Origin of the sequence: Paenibacillus sp. CR_12, from assembly GCF_041953985.1 — a bacterium.
Taxonomy (GTDB): Bacteria; Bacillota; Bacilli; order Paenibacillales; family Paenibacillaceae; genus Paenibacillus_AQ; species Paenibacillus_AQ lautus_A.
Window position 1 is genome coordinate 75,473 of record NZ_JAVFHO010000013.1, and the last position, 17,815, is coordinate 93,287.

General features: G+C 56.3%; 12 protein-coding genes. 1 reads left to right on the top strand and 11 read right to left on the bottom strand.

Features of this window, described 5'->3' with window-relative positions:
• Positions 1–269 precede the first annotated feature (269 nt).
• From RB297_RS29635 to RB297_RS29680, 10 genes are all read right to left on the bottom strand, one after another.
• Entirely contained in the window at positions 270–3,293 is a 3,024-nt protein-coding gene (locus tag RB297_RS29635) for a VWA domain-containing protein (RefSeq protein WP_375122035.1), read from the bottom strand.
• Positions 3,277–5,283 carry a vWA domain-containing protein gene (locus RB297_RS29640; RefSeq protein WP_375122036.1) on the bottom strand — a complete coding sequence of 669 codons (2,007 nt, stop codon included), beginning with the start codon at positions 5,281–5,283 and terminating at the stop codon, positions 3,277–3,279. The genes RB297_RS29635 and RB297_RS29640 overlap by 17 nt, the downstream gene beginning before the upstream one ends.
• A 260-nt stretch (positions 5,284–5,543) precedes the next feature.
• The gene (locus RB297_RS29645; protein ID WP_096776478.1) at positions 5,544–6,491 is read right to left on the bottom strand and encodes a DUF58 domain-containing protein; all 948 of its coding nucleotides are present in this window, start codon (positions 6,489–6,491) and stop codon (positions 5,544–5,546) included.
• The gene (locus RB297_RS29650; RefSeq protein ID WP_090909010.1) at positions 6,488–7,477 is read right to left on the bottom strand and encodes an AAA family ATPase; all 990 of its coding nucleotides are present in this window, start codon (positions 7,475–7,477) and stop codon (positions 6,488–6,490) included. Before RB297_RS29650 ends, RB297_RS29645 begins: the two co-directional genes overlap by 4 nt.
• A 71-nt stretch (positions 7,478–7,548) precedes the next feature.
• The gene (locus RB297_RS29655) at positions 7,549–9,234 is read right to left on the bottom strand and encodes a phage tail tape measure protein (RefSeq protein WP_375122037.1); all 1,686 of its coding nucleotides are present in this window, start codon (positions 9,232–9,234) and stop codon (positions 7,549–7,551) included.
• 34 nt (positions 9,235–9,268) lie between these two features.
• On the bottom strand, positions 9,269–10,216 hold the full coding sequence (locus RB297_RS29660; RefSeq protein ID WP_096776481.1) for an ABC transporter permease: 948 nt from the start codon (positions 10,214–10,216) through the stop codon (positions 9,269–9,271).
• Complete coding sequence (locus tag RB297_RS29665) at positions 10,213–11,142, bottom strand: ABC transporter ATP-binding protein (protein ID WP_015737216.1); 930 nt, start codon at positions 11,140–11,142, stop codon at positions 10,213–10,215. The genes RB297_RS29660 and RB297_RS29665 overlap by 4 nt, the downstream gene beginning before the upstream one ends.
• Complete coding sequence (locus RB297_RS29670) at positions 11,139–13,499, bottom strand: DUF7408 domain-containing protein (protein ID WP_096776482.1); 2,361 nt, start codon at positions 13,497–13,499, stop codon at positions 11,139–11,141. Before RB297_RS29670 ends, RB297_RS29665 begins: the two co-directional genes overlap by 4 nt.
• A 325-nt stretch (positions 13,500–13,824) precedes the next feature.
• Complete coding sequence (gene purU / locus RB297_RS29675) at positions 13,825–14,724, bottom strand: formyltetrahydrofolate deformylase (protein WP_090909006.1); 900 nt, start codon at positions 14,722–14,724, stop codon at positions 13,825–13,827.
• A gap of 132 nt (positions 14,725–14,856) precedes the next feature.
• Positions 14,857–15,978, bottom strand: coding sequence for a deoxyribonuclease IV (locus tag RB297_RS29680; RefSeq protein WP_375122038.1), 1,122 nt, complete (start codon positions 15,976–15,978; stop codon positions 14,857–14,859).
• A 125-nt stretch (positions 15,979–16,103) separates the two neighbouring features.
• On the opposite strand from RB297_RS29680, the gene RB297_RS29685 reads away from it, so the two are divergent.
• On the top strand, positions 16,104–16,577 hold the full coding sequence (locus RB297_RS29685) for a DUF2621 domain-containing protein (protein ID WP_009594427.1): 474 nt from the start codon (positions 16,104–16,106) through the stop codon (positions 16,575–16,577).
• Positions 16,578–16,777: 200 nt separating this feature from the next.
• Here the strand turns inward: RB297_RS29685 and RB297_RS29690 are convergent, their stop codons facing one another.
• Positions 16,778–17,788, bottom strand: a complete 1,011-nt coding sequence (locus RB297_RS29690; RefSeq protein WP_096776484.1) for a glycoside hydrolase family 130 protein — start codon at positions 17,786–17,788, stop codon at positions 16,778–16,780.
• Between the last annotated feature and the right edge of the window lie 27 nt (positions 17,789–17,815).

Below are 17,815 nucleotides of genomic sequence, written 5' to 3' on the forward strand. Positions count from 1 at the left end.
GAATGTTGAGAATATCATTTTGACTCTTATTGTATCACCACACGTCTTTCATTTCCATAACGTAATTGTCAATGTTGTGTAAAAGTCGTCAGGACTGCCGACATCCCTCTTGCATTATTTCCCTTATTAGTCCGGTTATAACCGGATTCGACATCCGTTAAACGATTTTGAGGACATCGGCGGCATGGAAAAAGTTACTGCATTCGGGCAAAGAAAAAGCTTCGGCCTAAGCTGCACATCGACAGCCGGACCGAAGCTTGCGGGGCACATCAACGCGTGCCGCGTTTTTTGGCTTTGAGGAGGCGATCCATGGAGGAGCCTCCTTCCGGAGCCGGGCCGGTCTCCCCGGGCCGGCCGCTGCCGTCCCCCTGCGCCTTCGGCGGCGGGGGTGGCGGCGTGGGCGCGCTTCCCTTGCGCGCGCCCTGGCTTGCGGCCGGCTTCGCCTGCGCCGGCCGCTCCTCCCGCAGCGGGGCATTCACCCGCTGCGTATCCCGCGCCTCCGGCGGGGCCTTGCGGCCCCCTGCCGGAGCTGCGCCGGGTGCCGGGGCAGGGCTTCCGCCCCCGGCACCGTGGCCCGCGCCGCTGCGCTCGCGCGCGGGCGGGGCCTGCGGCGGCGGCTGCGCGGAGCTGCCGCCGTAGAACTGGGCGGCGCGGGCTTTGCGCGCAGCCAGCCGCTCGAGGCCGGCGTCAGGCGCGGCCTCGCCGGCAGGGGCCGGCCGCCTGCGGAGCAGGGCGGCCATCCGTGCGCCGATGGCGCCCCATGGCAGAGCCAGGCGCCGCACGGCGATGTCGGCGACCCACAGCAGCAGGGCCGCCGCCAGCAGCGGGTAGCTCCAATCATGGAGCTGCATCCGCGAGGTCGCCTCCCGGTCGAACACTTCGGCCGGGTCATCCCAGGATAACACGCGGCCCCCGGTCGCTTCGGCCAGCCGTTTCATCGCTTCCTCGCCGCTGCCGGAAGATAGCCGGTATTCCGGCGAATACGGCACAACGAAGCCGGTACCCGGCGCAGCTTGCAGCGGCTCTTCCCCGCTCGCGTCCTCAAGGGACATGAGGAAGGCTCCCGGCTTGGAGACGTTGACGAGCCCGGTATAACGGCCTGGCGCCTCCTGAATGAGCTCCACCGTCTGCTCGCCGGCCTCGTCATCCCCGATCACCGCATTCAGTTTCTCCGGCGGATTCTCCCCATTGGCGATGACCTGCAGCTTTACCTGGTTGCCGGCCGTCTCGGTAGTGACTTCATAGGGCGACGACGTAAACTGCGGGAACGTCCACTTCACGATTTCGGTCAACGTATCGGCGAACCCGGACCATGACACCCACTCCTTGGACCACTTCCCGCTTAGATCGCTCGTCCATGCCACCGTCCGGCCGGATCCGTACTGCCATCGCGACAGGATCGGGTCCGGCTCCGGACTGGACAGAACCGTCTGGGCGGAAGACTTCGGCGTTGCCGCGACATAACCATACAGCCCCGGAACGCCCTGCTGGAACAAACTCGCCCAATCGCCCGGGTTCTGAACGGCCGGGACAAAGGGTTTATCCACGATATAGGATTTGGCCAGCATCACGGCCTCCCGGCTGAATACCGCCGGCAGCGTGGTTTCATCCTCAACGAAATAATAACGGCCCTTGGCCGCATCCGCCAAGGATTGAAGCAGGTTGGTGTCCGCATCCATCCCGACCGCCACGGAAGACATCGTGATTTTGTTCTCCACCATCGTATCGGTCAGATCCTGATATCCGGAATTCATCGCGGACTGACCGTCGGTCATGAGAATGATATGCCTGCGCTGGGCGTCAATCTTCAGCATTTCCTCCAGCGCCGAGGAAACGGCAGGATAGATGTTGGTCCCTCCGGCACTCGGAATCGACTGGATGCTGCTTAGCACCTCTTCCTTATCGCCGAGCTTCTGCGGCGGTACGACCCACCACGGCTGATCGTCAAAGGCGACGACGCCGACCGTGTCCTTGGCTCTCATCAACTCCACCGTGCGCATGGCCGATTCTTTGGCCAATTCGATCTTGTTGCCGTCCATGCTGCCCGAACGGTCGATGACCAGTATGAGGCCAAGCGATGGAATCTCCCGCTTGCCTTCCAGCTCCATCGAGACCGGCAGCGCCTTTTCGATCGGGGTTTTAAAATATCCGCCCATCCCGAAGCTGTCCTCGCCGCCCGCCATCATGAACCCGATGCCGAAGCTACGGACAGCCTGCTCGATCAGCTCCATCTGTTTGCCGCCGACGTCGCTGCCGGAAACGTTATTAAAGATGATGCTGTCGTACACGGCATACTTGGCCGGTTCCAGCGGGAGCAGCTCCGGCGGAATCACTTCGGTGCCGATCATGCCGGACTCGAGCGCTGCCGTGATATTGCCCGACGTGCCCGGAGTTCCCTCCACGATCAGCACGTTCGGCGGACCTTCCACCCGGGTAAAATCGAATGCCGCATTATTGGCCGAGGCTTCATCCCCGTCCATGAAGATTTCGGCACGGTAACGGTGGAGTCCCGGGTTCTTGGCCAGGCCCTTCACGGCGTACCGGTTCTCGCCTGGTGTTACATCCACGCGTTCCCGGCCGATCTCGCGGTTATCCTCGTAAATGCGCAGTTCGCCGGAGGTCTTGAACGTGCTGCGAACCATGACCTCCACATAGAACGACTCCGCCTGATACAGCTTGTCCGGAACATTCAGCTCCTCCACGGCAGCATCCTGGACGGCCTGCTTCGGAGTCGGAAGCACGTCAACGGCTATCCCCCGATCCTTCAGAAGCCTTCCCGCCGCCGCCATGCTGCCCACATTCTCCTCCCCGTCGGAGATCAACACGATTCGGGAATCGCTCCTGCCCTCGAACAGGCTGCCGGCCAGCTGAAGACCGGATTCCAGCCCGGTAAACCGCTGCTCCAGGAGCGCGTTCAAGGAAGCGCCCGCATTGTCCGCAGGGGATAGACGCCGTTCCACGGCGCCTTCAAGACCCGTAGAAACAACGGCGGTGCCATCCTTTTCGCCTTTTGCCGCAAGGGAATCGTTGATCCAGCTCGTGATCCGGGCCGAATCCCCCATGCTGTCGGAACGGTCAGCCAGATACACGACCTGTTTATCCCTGAGGACGGTAAAGCCATGCAAACCCGAAATCATAAGGATTAATAATAGAATGACGCAGGTTCTAAAGAATAACGCCAGTTTTTTGCGAAAACCGCTTAATCGGAAATCCGATTTGTAGGCATAGTAGAGAAATAAACCTGCCGGAATCAGCAGCAGCAACAACCATGGTTGGCTAAATTGAACGCCCACGTTGGTACACCCCCCATTCCGCTGCGATCACAGCCAGTGCCAAAGCGGCCAGCCATGGCATTAACGAGCCGGCACGGTTCGTCGTTTCGTTACTCCCGGATGTGCCGGAATCAGCTCCCGCTTCAGACTCACCCGCGTTCGTTGCCGCTTGACTTACCGCCGGGCCTTGATCGCTGCTCCAATCCGCCTCGTACGGGTCTGCAGTTACAGCAAGCCAATAATTAAGCTTCTCGCCCGCTTCATTCTGCTGTTCAAAAGCGTACAGCCCCGGATAATCCGGCACGAGCTGTACCGGCGATATCCCTTGCTCATTCCTCAGGACATCCGCAGCAGGGAGGCCGTCAGCCAGAGCAAGACCGCTCTTGGGGATCCATTTGGCCGCTACCGTATCCGCTGCAATCGGGATATCCGCTTGCGCGCCGGCCATATATCGGCCAAGCCCGCTTCCCTTGCCTGAGGTCATCCACTCCAGCGCATTGCTGACCATGACCGGAAATTCCGGCGATAACGGAAGGTCGCTATCCTGAAGCAGGAAATTGAAGGATAATCGAGGCCGCCCGTTTTCGCTTCCCGCATAGACGATCGGTTGATCCCCCAGCTTGATGACGGGTTCCCCCCAAGCAGGGGCCTGATCCACCAGCGTACCGAAATAGACCCCGGACAAGGTGACATAGGCAGTCACCGGATGCTTGGCAAGCACGGCGCGTCCTCCTTGGTTGCCGACCTTGTCACCTTCTCCGCCAATCGTCCATAACGGAGTCTTGGCCATCAGATCCGCCCACTTCCCTTGCCGGAACCCTTCCGGCACGTTCCCGTCGATGACAAGCAGATCAAATTCGCCTTCGGGCACGGGCGGCACATCCGCAGCTGCGCTGCCCTTACCCGCCTCCTTATCCACACTGCCGTTGTCCTCGGCGGTCTTAGCTTTGGACTCGTCCAAAGCTACCCGGGTGACTTCGGCACCGCTCAGCTGAAGCGCCTTCTCCAAGAACAGATTGCCTGAAGTCAGCAGCAGGACGCGCGAAGATCCGTGCCCCAAACCGAACGCAAAGGAATGATTGTCTGCCGTATACCCGTCATCCTGAGATAACTCAAGTCGGTACACTTCAGCAAACGGCAGATTTGTAAAGGATTCGGTTAATCTCTTCCCCGGCTCCAATACAAGCATCCTGCTGGTCAGCAGCTCTTCATCTCCGTAAAGATTTACTTCGGCCGATACAGATGCCTCGGCATTCGTGCTGAGGACGGCGACCGCCGCATAAGATGAATCCGCATTATCTCTAGGTGAAATGCCGAATTGATCAATGGACACGTTATGCGGGAGCTCGCCCTGCACCTTCTCAACGGAAACCGGAACCTGAAACGCTATGGGGGCCGTGTCCGGCTTCCAGTAGCTGTCCGTAAAAATAACGACCTCTGCATCATGCTCTTCCCGCGTCAGCGCCGAAGCGAGCGATAAGGTTTCCCTGTAGGACGCCTGTCCGTAATAGGGACGTAAACCATCCACGGCCTTATCGATGGCGGCGCGGTCGCTTTCATGGGATACAAGCGTCATGGGACTTGCTCCTACGGACAGCAGGGTGATCTCGCTCCGTCGCCCTCGGTCCTTCACATATTCCTTAATTCGTTGCTGCATCCATTCCAGCCTGGTTGCGGCTCCGCCTTCAGCGGACGGCTGCATCTGCGCGCTCATGCTGCCCGAGGTATCGGCAACGATGACCACATGGGCGCTGCCTCCGCCGGACACCTGCATAAAGGGCTGCATCAGTGCGAAGACCATCAATGCCGCAGCAAGCAGCTGGAGCCACAGCAGAAGCCGATTCTGCAGCTTCTGCCACGGCCTGTTGGCCTCCAGGTTCCGGAGCACCCGCTCCCACAGCAAGTGGCTGGGAACGGTTGTATCCACATATTTCCGCTTGAACATATACATGAGCACGATGGCCGGCAGCGTTAAACCGAACCATAGACTCAGCCAAGATTGAATCCCCAACGTGTCCCCTCCTTACTCCCATGGACCCTGACTAACGAGACATGCCTGTACTTTCCCCGAGCATCGGATGAAGGCCTATCCATCTCTTCCTATTTTTCGAACAAGATTTCAACTTGTTCGTTTCTTGAGATCGCAGACAGGTCCTGGTGAAGCCGGTTAAGCAATCGCTTGTGTATCATCTCTGTTTCCTGTCGCCAAACCTCCGAAAGCATGAGGAATGCTGCAGATGCATGGACAGCACCTCTATAGGAGGTCCCGCTCTATCCAGTAACCAGACCAGCTCCCGCAAGCACCCCGAACATCGCGTCCGTAAGCGGCATATCCGCCGGAATGAGCACGTAAGACATGCCCCGTTCCGCGCAAACGCGGGACAGCATCGTCCGGTATCGCTCCAGCTCCTCTTTGTAAGCATCCAGCACTTTGCCCGTCAGCGCCACTTCCTTGCCGCTCATCGTTTCGCTGTCCACCAGCCGCAGATCGCCGGATAATTTAGGCTCCAGCTCCTCCCGCGACAATACATGCACCAGCACCACTTCCTGTCCGGTACCGGACAAAAGGGAAAGCGACCTGAACAATTCCTCCTCGCCGCCCTCCAGCCAAAAATCGGAGAACACCCAGGTCATTCCCGGCTGCCGGGGTAGCGCGCCAGGAACCGCAAGCGCTGCGCCCAAGCTGCCCTCGCCTCCCGTTTCTGCCCCTTGCAGGAACGAAAACAGGCGATGAGCCGAGCCCTTTCCTCTCATGATCGGAAGACGGGCGTTAATCGAACGGCTGTAACAGGCAACCTGCAGCCTGTCGTAAGACGACAACGCCATGTAGCCGATGCTTGCGGCGAGTTGACGCGCTAGCAGCCATTTAGGGCTGCCCTTCGTTCCCTCCGGGTCGGCGGTGCTTGGTTCCGTAGGCGATGACATGACGGCCCCCATCGATGCGGAGCAATCCACGAATAGGCTCACGGTCAGCTCCTGCTCGTCCATGAATTGACGAACGAAAGCTTTTCCCGTACGGGAATAGACGCCCCAGTCAAATCTGCGGACATCATCCCCGGGCGAATACACGCGGTAATCGGCGAATTCGAGGGACGAGCCGAGCCGGCGGGATCGCCTCTTTCCCTGCAGCGTTCCGGCGACCCGGCGTTTGGCATCCAGGCTCAAGCGCTCCAGACGGGGAAGCCATTCCGGAGGAAGCAGGTGCGCGCCCCCGCTCACGCGGATGCCTCCAGCGCTTGCAGAACCTCCCGAATGACATGGTCCGTGGTAATGCCGAGCGCCTGCCCCTCGAAATTCAGGAACAAGCGGTGTCGCAGCGCTGATAAAGCCACGGCGCGAATATCGCCCGTGGATACATGCATCCGCCCGCTGCACAAGGCCCGGACTTTGCTTACCGAAATGATGGACTGAATGCCGCGCGGTCCGGAACCGAACTGGACGTATTTACGTACAGCCTCCGGTGCGGCCGCCTCCTCCGGATGCGTCATCATCAGCAGACGAACCGCATAATCCAGAATCTCTTCGGCAACCAACACTTCCTTCGCCCCGCGCTGGATTTCCAGCAGCTCGTCCCCGGTCATTTGCCGTTCCACCTGGAATTCGTGTGAGGACGTCGTCCGCTTTACGATTTCCTTCAATTCGTCCGCGCTGGGATACGATACTTCGATCTTCAGCAGAAAGCGGTCAAGCTGGGCCTCCGGCAATGGATACGTCCCCTCGTTCTCCAAGGGATTTTGCGTGGCCAGAACGAAAAAAGGTTTTGGCAGCTGATGGGTTACGCCCCCCACGGTGACGGTCTTCTCCTGCATCGCCTCGAGCAAGGCGCTCTGGGTTTTGGGCGTGGCGCGGTTAATCTCATCGGCCAGCACGATGCTGCTGAACAGCGGACCCTTTTGAAAGGTCATCCCGGTGTCCCCATGCTGCCCGAACGACAGGATATTGGTGCCCGTTATATCGCTCGGCATCAAATCCGGCGTAAACTGTATGCGGGAAAAGGACAGGTCCAACGCCTCCGACACGGTGCGGACGAGCATCGTTTTGCCGAGACCCGGAATCCCTTCCAGGAGGGCATGGCCCCCCGCAAAGATACACCAAAGCATCTGCTCCACAACATCCTGCTGTCCGACAATCACCTTGCCGATATGTTCGCGCAGGCCTGATATTTTCTCCATCCATTCCTGTGGTCTCACTGCAATATCCGACATGGACGAAACCTCCATCTTCTTGGTAAAGTTCAAGTTCTCATTCTAGCTTCGGCGCTCGGCTCTTCGATCCCTTACGGGTTCGGATTGATCTGTATGAAATATTCCTCAACCAACCCTTGCATCTGGTCCGGCAGCTGATTGCGGTCTAACGTTTTGCGCGCTTCGGTCTCATAATCGCGGTACACTTCCTCATAAGGCCTGGACATGCCCGGAACCGTCGGCGATACGCCGCCCTTCTGTATATCTCCGCCGCTGCCCTTGATCTCGCCGGAATCGTTCTGCACATTGCCGCTGCCCTTATAGTCCCTAGGGATGGTCACGAGCTCACGGCCGCCTGATCCAAGACCGGCTCCGCTGCCTGTGCCGCTTCCCGATCCGCCGCTGCCGCCCGAGCCGGAGCCTGCTCCTGAGCCCGAGCCGCTTCCCGATCCGGAACCGCTGCCTGTGCCGGAGCCTTGACCTTGGCCTGCACCGGAGCCGCCTTCACCTGGGGCTCCCTCCGAGCCCTCTCCTTGTTCGCCCGAGCCTGCACCGGAGCCGGCCTGAGCCAAGGCCTCGGCACTGCCGCCGTTACTCCAGGCATCGGATACCGACATCCCTGCAGCCGCCATCTGATCGGCCAAGCTCAATCCTTGCGAAGCAAGGGAGGACGCCAGCGAGGACGCGGACTGCGACTGGCTGTCCGACGCGGCTTTGGCTTGCGCTGCTTTCGCCAGCTCCTCGGCCAGCTGCTGGAGCGCTTCTTCCAGCTCCTTCGGCAGCTTGCCCTCCTTCAGCGCATCGGCCGCTTTTTTGAGTTCCTGCTCCAGCTTCCCGTCTTCCATCTGCTTGGCAGCTTCCTCAGCCAGCTTTTTCAAAGCATCGGACAGCTCGTTCTTCTCTTCCTGGGACATCTTCTTCACCTGCTCGGTGAGTTTCTTCATTTCCTGCTTCAGCTCATCGGCCATGCCCTCGGCAAGCTTTTTCCCCACCTGGGACAGCGCCTTCTCCTGCTGCATTTGCTTAGCCAGCTCCGACAGCGCCTTCGCTTTTTCCTCCTGCTGTTTCGCCAGTTTCTCCAGCTCTTTCATGGCTTCTTCCAGCTTCTCCAGCGCTTGCTCAGGATGCTTCTCCTGCTCCAGCGCTTTTTTCAGGGCATCCAGCTTTTCCTGGAGCTTTTTTCGATCGGCAGGATCCAGCGTTTCCTTCTGGAGCTCCTCCGCCAGCTGTTCGGTTTTGGCTGCCTGCTCCTTCATCCAGCTCTGCGCCTCTTTGGCAGCCTCCACCTTCTTATCCATCGGGTTCGGAACGAACACCAGGATGAGTACGGCAGCAAGCGAGGCACCGCAGATCAGAAGCTGTTTTTTTCGGTTAGGGGAAGGCAGGCGCTCCGGCAACCGTTCCGCAAAACGCGCACCGTAACGCTCCGCCTGCTCGCGCTGCCATTTGGCGGCCAACGATTCTTCCTCCTTGAACGACAGCGCCGTAACCATCATATCGCTTCGCTCCGCTCCGTCCGGAACATGGTCCATCGCTGAAGCCGCTTCTTCGATCGGCACCCGATGCAGCCATCCCCATAACAAGCCTATGAAGCCCGCCCCCACGGGAACGGCCACGGATGCGACGGGAAGCCAGGCTATAGGCACGAATCTCCCAAGGACCAGGAGCAGCAGCAGCACGGCCAATCCTGCCATAAGCCCGTATAATGCATACGTGATGACGCGGAACCGCTGCAGCCGCCGTCTTGCGGCTTCGATAAAACGCATGATGTTGTCCATTGCTCTCCCTCCTTACCGTACTCCTTGCATGATGTTACGCTTCGTTCCCCGCCGTTTCCGGCTCCTTCGGCAGCTGGGTTTCGTTCTTATCCTTGCGTTTGCGCCTTGCGACAGGACGGATATTCCGTACGGCAACCCACAGGGCAAGAACGATCACCACCGAATAGACGATGAAAAATTCCAGCCACAATTCGATCGGGGCTTTGCTGTTCAGGCTTCCTCCTCGCAGCAAGAACGCGTCCTCCGAAAAAGACGGGTTGAACAAACTCATCATCGCCCCGGCCGGGTTCAGGCCCAGCACATAACCGACCCAAGAATAGCTGCCCGGTACGATCGGCTGCCCGCTTTGATACATATTCCGCTGTTCGATTCCCATGAAGAACAGGTACAGCAGGCCGGTAACAAGGAATATGATCAGCCCGGCCCCGTAGGTAACGATAATCGCGACGATGGTTCTTTTGAATAACGTGGAGAACATCACGCCGAGCGAACCGAGCAGCAGCATCACGAATAAATAAAAGGCAAACACGGAAACGAGCTGCTTCGGCGAAATCCCGCCGTACAGGAACACAATGCTGTAGATCGGCAGCGTAGCCAGCACGATCAGCGTCATGAAGCTGAGTGCGGATACCAGCTTGCTCAGCACGATCGTAGCCGAGCTCTGCTGCGTCGTCAGCAGCATGCTCAGCGTTTGCTTCTCCCGCTCGCTGCTGATGACGCCCGCCGTAAGCGCGGGGGCCATGAACGCGATAAGGACAAGCTGCGCAAAACTCAGGACATAGAACATCATCTGGCTCATCTGCGGATCGAATCGCTGAGGCCCCTGCTGTCCCAAATATAAGAAGAGATAAATGAAGCCCATGGCTATGGCGCCTAGCGCCAATACATAAAACAACACCGACAGCATGGAACGCGTAGAACGCATCCGCAGCCGGAATTCCTTGTCGATGACCGGATTGATCAGCTTTCTGCTCCAATTCATTCGCGGGGCCCTCCTTTGGTAATTTCGAGGAATACATCCTCCAGATTGCTCTGCGCTTCCTGAAACGAGACAATCGGAATTTCCCAGGAAACCACCTGCCGAAGCAGGGCGCTTTGCTGCGCGTCATCCCCGCCGTAATGAACATGGACGCCGGTGTTATCCGTTAATACCGACGTGACGAACGGTTCGTCACGCAGTTTCTCGGCCAGCTCCTCTTCACGCTCCAGCGTGCGGATATGAATGACTTTTTTCACGCGAAGACGGCTCTGAATATCGGCCACCTTGCCTTGGGCAACCATCTCGCCGTGCTCAATTACCCCAATCTCATCCACCATCTCGGCCAGCTCAGGCAAAATATGCGATGAAATGATGATGGTCTTGCCCATGAGCTTCAGTTCCTTCAATATTTCGCGCATCTCGATCCGCGCCCGCGGATCCAGCCCCGAGGCCGGCTCATCCAGGATCAATACCTCCGGATCATGCACCAGGCACCGGGCCAGGCATAAACGCTGCTTCATCCCCCGCGAGAGACTGTCAACGTACGTATCCGCCTTGTCGCTCAGGTTGACAAGCTCCAGCAGCTGCGGAATAAGCTGCTCCCGCTCGGCGCGCGGGATGCCGTAACTTGCCCCGTAGAAATGCAGATATTCTGTAGACTTCAGCTGATCGTACACGCCGAAGAAATCGGGCATATAACCGATCCGCTTGCGGACCTCCTTGGGATGCTGGGTCACGTCATAGCCGCCGACTTTGGCAACGCCCGAGGTAGGAAGCATCAGGGTAGCCAATATGGACATCGTCGTGGATTTGCCTGCTCCGTTAGGACCGACAAATCCGAATACCGTCCCTTTTTCGATATGAAGACTGATATCTTTCAGCGCATGGAACGCTCCGTATCTTTTGCTCAGATTTCTAATCTCGATCATTGAGTGGCCTCCCCTTTCACAGACAGCTCCGGCATCATAAAGTTGGTCTGATCCTTGGCGGTGATCATGAATCGGATGCGATTCCCCACGATATACTGCTCCGGATTCTGGTTAATGGTATGCACATTGTTCGCGTCTGTAACAGGCTCCCATTCGCTCTTCTTCGAGTTCCAGATCTCCATCGTGACGTTGTTGTTGAATTTGGTGCCTTTGATGGACAATTCGGAATACTTCACTTGGCCTTCGGATATGAGCGGGAATTCGGCGATCAGATTGCCTTGTCCCATTTCAACCCCGTGCGGATAAACCCCGAACATCGGCGAATTCACCTGCGATATCTCTGGAGACAGGAAGCCGTAAGGAATGTTGATTTCCCCGTTCAGTCCCCAATCCATTTCCACCGGCTGTATCCAGAAATTGAGCTGATCACTGTCCACCTCGGCGCCTTTCAGCGTATAATTCGTCAAATGGTCTTTGCTCCATCCCAGAATGTAAGCATCCTTGTTGACCATTCCCTTCGAGTATCCGTAGTTGGACAAAATGTCGCGCTCCCGTTGTTTCGGATCATTCTGCGAGTATGGGTACAGCATCCCGGACAAGTCACCGCCCGTAAATTTGATGATTTGTTTCGGATCCTGAGGAATGGCAGCCGCCTCGCCCTTCTTGATATCTCCCAGCTTATAGGCACTGCCTCCGACAACCAGCACCACCTCAGTTAAATCGTTAATGGTGTCATTGGTGATCTTACCGTTTAATCCCCCTTTGGCATCCAGCTTTAAATCCATGGCAAGACGTCCCATCTCCTCCGTACCCTGATGGTCCACCCATACCTTGGCCAACGACCATTGGGACATGTCCCGAAGCTCCAGCGTCGTGGACTCCTGCCCTACCCGGACAAAACTTTTATTCTCGGCGGTTCCTCCAAACGAGTTCCGGGACTGCCCCGTTTTCAAATACGTATTCTCCCCAAATTCCAAGGCATAGTTCCCGCTTCGAGGCGTGAAGAATGCAGAAGCGGTCGATTTCACCGCATCTCCCTGGCCATTTAGTTCAATCAGATTGATGGTATGCGCGAGCTCGCGCGTCTTGTCCGACGAACCGACCGCATAGACGGAAGCGCTCGCGATGACGGCAATGATCGGAATCAAGAACCACGCCCATTCCCGCTTGTCCGCCTTCTTCAATATATAGTAGAGCAGCGGTGCGACGACGACCGCATAAATAATGAGCATCCACAGCAGCAGCGTGAAGGAAGGCATCTTCAGCGACGGGAAATACTCCAGAACATAATTCAAATTGTCCATGAGCGAATTGTAATACATGCCATTCTGCGAATTCATCATCGGCAGGTTATTGCGCAGTACCGATGCCCACGCGTCCGGATGGCCTGCCCAAGAGCTTACCGGCTCCATCGCCAGATCGTAAGCGGCATATTGAACGCTACCCTGTCCGTAAGCCTTCGAGGCAAACAAAGGTTGTCCGTCCGCGGCAATCCCGATTTGGGCGCCTTCCACGGCTTTCGCCGTAGAAATGGTAAATGGCCCATCCAGTTTCAGCGGTTTCCCGCCAAGCTTCTCCAGTTCATCCAGCGAGTTCACGGTCGCGGTGCCATTCGCAGCGACCGGCGATATGTCGGCAAACGGCGCCGCCGTTTTGGCATACCCCGCGCCCCCGGCCAGAACCAGGGTGCCGCCGCCATTGACCCAATCCGTAATCGCCTTTTGTTGAGGCTCAGACAGCGTATCGGATGCATAATTGTTCATTACGATGACGTCCAGCCCGTTCAGCAGCATCGCATCCGTAGGAACGTTAGCGTCTTTAAGCGGGAACACGTTCACGCTGCTGCCTTTGCCGTTCAGGACGTTCATGAAATTCATCGTGTCCGGATCATCGGACAAGACGGCCATGAGCGCGCCTTGATACGGAGAAGCCTGCACGTAATTTTTGCCTGTGGCAAACGGTACCTGCTTCCCCTTCGTATAAGAACCTTCATAGAAAAGGATTTGGTTATTGTCTTTATTCAGTACGGCTCCAGGAATGCCGATCACGACTTCCTTCGGCGTATCCTTCGGCAGGTCCACCTGCTGAACATAAGAAGTCTGATACCCGAAGCCGTTGTAGTTCTGAATCTGCACGACCACATCGCCGGATATATCCCGGTCGCTCGTTAGGGTGAGTTTGAGCGGGTTCCATTTCTCATGTTTGATTTTGCCTTGGTAGCCCATTTCGGATTGAATGCCAATCTTCGCTCCGTCGGCGTAGACGTTTCCTGCCGGAATCGACAGAGATAACGTTGCCACAATCAGTAGCGCCACCATCGGCAGCAGCATCCACGTTTTCTTTGTATAAAACGACAACTGATGATTCCCCTCTCCAAATATAAATTGCTGTTCAAAGACAAACGATGCATAGGTTTAGAAGATGTATGTAAAGACTCTCTTCACAAGCTCAACTATATTGACGAGTCGAATTTATAAAAAGTTTGACGTTTACTTCCATAAAAAGCTCAAAGGAACCATTTTTTCAGCTTTTGGCAAGAAATTCGTGTTATTGCTTAAGTCAAATATAAAATAAAATCCCGCTCCAAGAAGAGGAGCGGGATCAAGGGGTAATCCATTGCAGCGTTAAAGTGTCAGGCTGCTCCATTATACTCTCTATGATGAATCGTCGGAATGACCAGGATTAGCTGAATACAACCGTTTTGTTGTTATGGACCAGAATCCGATCCTCGACATGCCATTTGACGGCTCTTGCCAGCACCACGCGTTCGATGGTACGTCCGATGCGCTTCAGCTCATTGACGTCGTCACGGTGGCTTACGCGCTGCACGTCCTGCTCGATAATCGGTCCGCCATCGAGCTCTTCCGTTACGTAGTGGGCGGTTGCCCCGATAATCTTGACGCCGCGGTTATATGCTTGCGCATATGGCTTGCCGCCGACGAAGGCCGGGAGGAAGGAATGGTGGATGTTGATAATCCGATTCCGGTAATGATCGATAAAGGTTGGCGAAATAATCTGCATGTAACGCGCAAGGATGATCACGTCGATATCATCGCCGATCACGTCCAGCTGACGCTGCTCCGCTTGAGGCTTCGTATCCGCCGTAACCGGAATGTGGTGATACGGGATACCGAAGGATTCCACGTATTCCTTCATATCCAGATGGTTGCTGACCACCAATGCGATATCCGCATCCAGGTCGCCAGCCTGCCATTGCCACAACAACTCTACAAGGCAGTGATCCTCTTTCGAAACAAAAATCGCCAGGCGTTTCTTGCGGGCGGCATGGTAGATATTCCACTCCATGCGGAATTGATCGGCTACTTCCCGGAAGGATTCCTCCAGCTGGGGAAGCTTCGTGTTCAAGTCCTCCAGATCGAACTCAACCCGCATAAAAAACATGCCGCCGGCCGGGTCCATCGTATATTGGTCAGACTGAACGATATTCGCGCCATGCTGATACAGGAACTGGGATACTGCTGCCACGATTCCCGGTCCATCCGGACAGGAGATCAGCATGCGGGCACGATTAGGGTACTGACCTGCCGCAGACGGCAGATCCTTCTTGATGTGAATTTCCATGAGACTCGGTGATCCTCCTTTTAAATCTGCAATGAACATGAACGGCATCTCTCAAGAAAAACAATCCGCAGCATGCGGACGTTTTCTTGAGAATGCCTCAGTTTCTTACTAATATGCCATTTCTAATGAAGCTTAGGATGTCAGGGAAACACCAGACAACCAAGCGATCAGGCGCTGATTGATCTGCTCCTCCGACAGGTCGGACAGCAGGCCGGCCGCCATGACCATATCGTACAGGCGCTCCATCGGTTCGCGCGGATCGGCCTTTTTGGCTTTGGCATCATTCTTCAGCAGCGTCCAGGTATCCAGTACAAATGAACGGGACTCGATGCCTTCCTTGGCAAAGAAAGCACCCAGCTCTTCCACTTGCTGCGTGAAAGCTTGGCCGAAACGGCCTTCCACATCCCCGCGCAGAAGCGCAATCTCGATCTCGTACATCGGACGCTGGGTTTTTGGATCTTTACCGATCCACGGCGTTTCGAGAATGAACGGTCTGCCCTGGAGCTTCTCGTGATGAACCACTCTCTGAATGGCTTCATACCCGATCCATCCGGTTCCAATCGGCGTATGACGGTCTTTGCCCGCTCCGCGCGGGTTCTTGCTATCGTTCACGTGGACGACCGTTAAACGGTCGAGCCCGATCAGCTTGTCGAACTGCTCCAGCACGCCGTCCAGATCATTCACGATATCATATCCCGCGTCATGAATATGGCAGGTGTCCAGGCAAATGGCTAATCGGTCGTTGTACTTCACCTTATCAATAATGGAAGCAATTTCTTCAAAGCTGCGCCCCATTTCGGTACCTTTGCCGGCCATCGTCTCAAGCGCAATCTTCACTTCGGTCTCATCCGTACCGCCGAGCACTTCATTAAGACCTTCCGCAATTCGGTCGATGCCGTATTCCGCATCCTTGTCGGTATATGCGCCGGGATGGAGAACGATGTTCTTCACGCCTACCGCATGCGTGCGGCGAATCTCCTCCTGCAGAAAGCTCACCGCCAGTTCAAACGTATTCGGCTTGTACGATCCGAGGTTGATAATGTACGGCGCGTGGACCACGATTTCTTCAATCCGGCTTTCCTTCATGGCGGCTTTGCCTTCTTCGATAAACATGGAGTCGATCGGCTTGCGGCGCGTATTTTGCGGCGCACCGGTATATATCATGAACGAGCTTGAGCCGTAAGACGTGGCTTCAGCCGTCGCAGTCAGCAATCCCTTGTCCGAAAACGACACGTGGGAACCAATTTTCAACATGCTGCATCCCCCTTTTTTAACACACAATTACACCTATTTTAGCTTGTATATCGAAATAAATCTAGAAATGCGTTATAATTCTCATGAAAGTGTCATGTGACAATAATCATTGAGGTGATATACAGATGAAGAGCACAGGGGCCGTCATGGGCTATTTGTCGTCCAGTGCGCCGCCGTCATGGTTCATGAACTCCATTGCCTTCTGGGGATGGGTCATGCTCGGGCTGATGGGCATCGGCGGATTTTTTATGTTCCGCAAGTTTCTGAAAGTGCTTCCCAAGGCCGACGGCAAATCGAAGCTCGATTGGCAAAATTACTGGGTAGAGCGAAGCCGTCCGCTGTGGACGGATGAATCCAAAGCATTTCTGGACGAGCTGGTGCAGCCTGTTCCGGGACCGTTCCGGGATATCGCCAAACACTCCATTGCAGCCGAAATCGGCAAAATCGCCGTCGAATCCGGTGCAACCGAAGTCACCCGGGATCACTGCATTAAAGGTTACATCGTGGCTACGCCGAAGCGGGATTACAAATTCCTGATGAATTTCCTCCAGAAGAAGGAAATCGACTATAAGCCTTACCAGCATTTGATCAATAAGTAGAAGTCTGTTGAGTTTAATGGATCGGCCAGACTTACAAAAAAAGAGAAACAAAGCCCAGCCCGTGGTGCATGGCGGTTGAATTCCGCACATGCCCCACGGGCTGGTTTGTTCCACATCAGGATATAATCCGAACCGCAGGTATCATGCCATTCTTGACTAATTTGAAGACGGAAAGATGCGGCGTTCCGCCTGCCCCATCCTTATCCCTCCAAACAGAGCCGGATTAGATCGTCCACATGAGCAGTAGCCAAGCATTCCACCGTGTCGGCGGCCCCGTAATAGATTTTCACTTCTCCATCCTCCTCCAGCACCATGCCGCCGGGGAAAATGACATCATTGCGGAAGCCCCCATCCGTCTCGTACAGTGCCTCAGGCGCAAGCAGGGGCGATGCGCTCATGCCAAGGATCTTCTTCGGATTGTCAAGATCGAGCAGCATAATGCCGGCAGTATACCGCTTCTTCCAGGTCGGCTCCCAGCCGTTCCTCCCTCTAGCGGAATCAATATCCACCGCATGGAACGTAGTGAGCCAGCCCTTATCCGTCTTAACGGGCGGTGCGGCTGGACCGATCTTGTCATTGGCGAACGGCACCTGCTCCACCGCCAACAGGAGCTCGGAACGGCCCCAATGGATCAAATCCGGCGACTCCGAGATCCAGGTGTCGAACCGGTCCACTCCGCCGCGGCTATACACCGTGAACGGCCGTTCCAGCCGGACGTAGTTGCCGTTGATCCGTTCCGGGAATAGCACCATATTTCGCAAGTCTGGCGTTGACATGCTCAATACTTCAAAGGATTCAAAATCGTCCGTTACTGCAATACCTCCCCGGATGCCGTGCCGGGTATCTACGGCGAAGCACATGTAGCAGCGGCCGTCAATGACCGTCAGACGCGGATCATAGGCGCGCACGATCTCTTCGTCGTGCAGCTTGAAGATCGGCTTCGGCCCCGCCGTCCAGTGAATGCCGTCGTCGCTGAAGGCGATGCCGAGATCCGTCGTATGGCTCGGCTCGATCGTCTGCTTCTCCAGCGAACCGTAGTCGTTGCGGAATACCATACAATAACGGCCGCCGAACTTGGCGACGCCAGCGTTGAAGACGAGCGCGGTCGGATACGGCACGCGAGCCGCGTCCAGTACGGGATTTGCCGGATGACGGCGAATGATCGGGCTGGACGCCAGCGCTCCGATGATAGGTATATTTGTGGTTTTCATCAATTAGCATCCTCCTAAAAGTTTTGT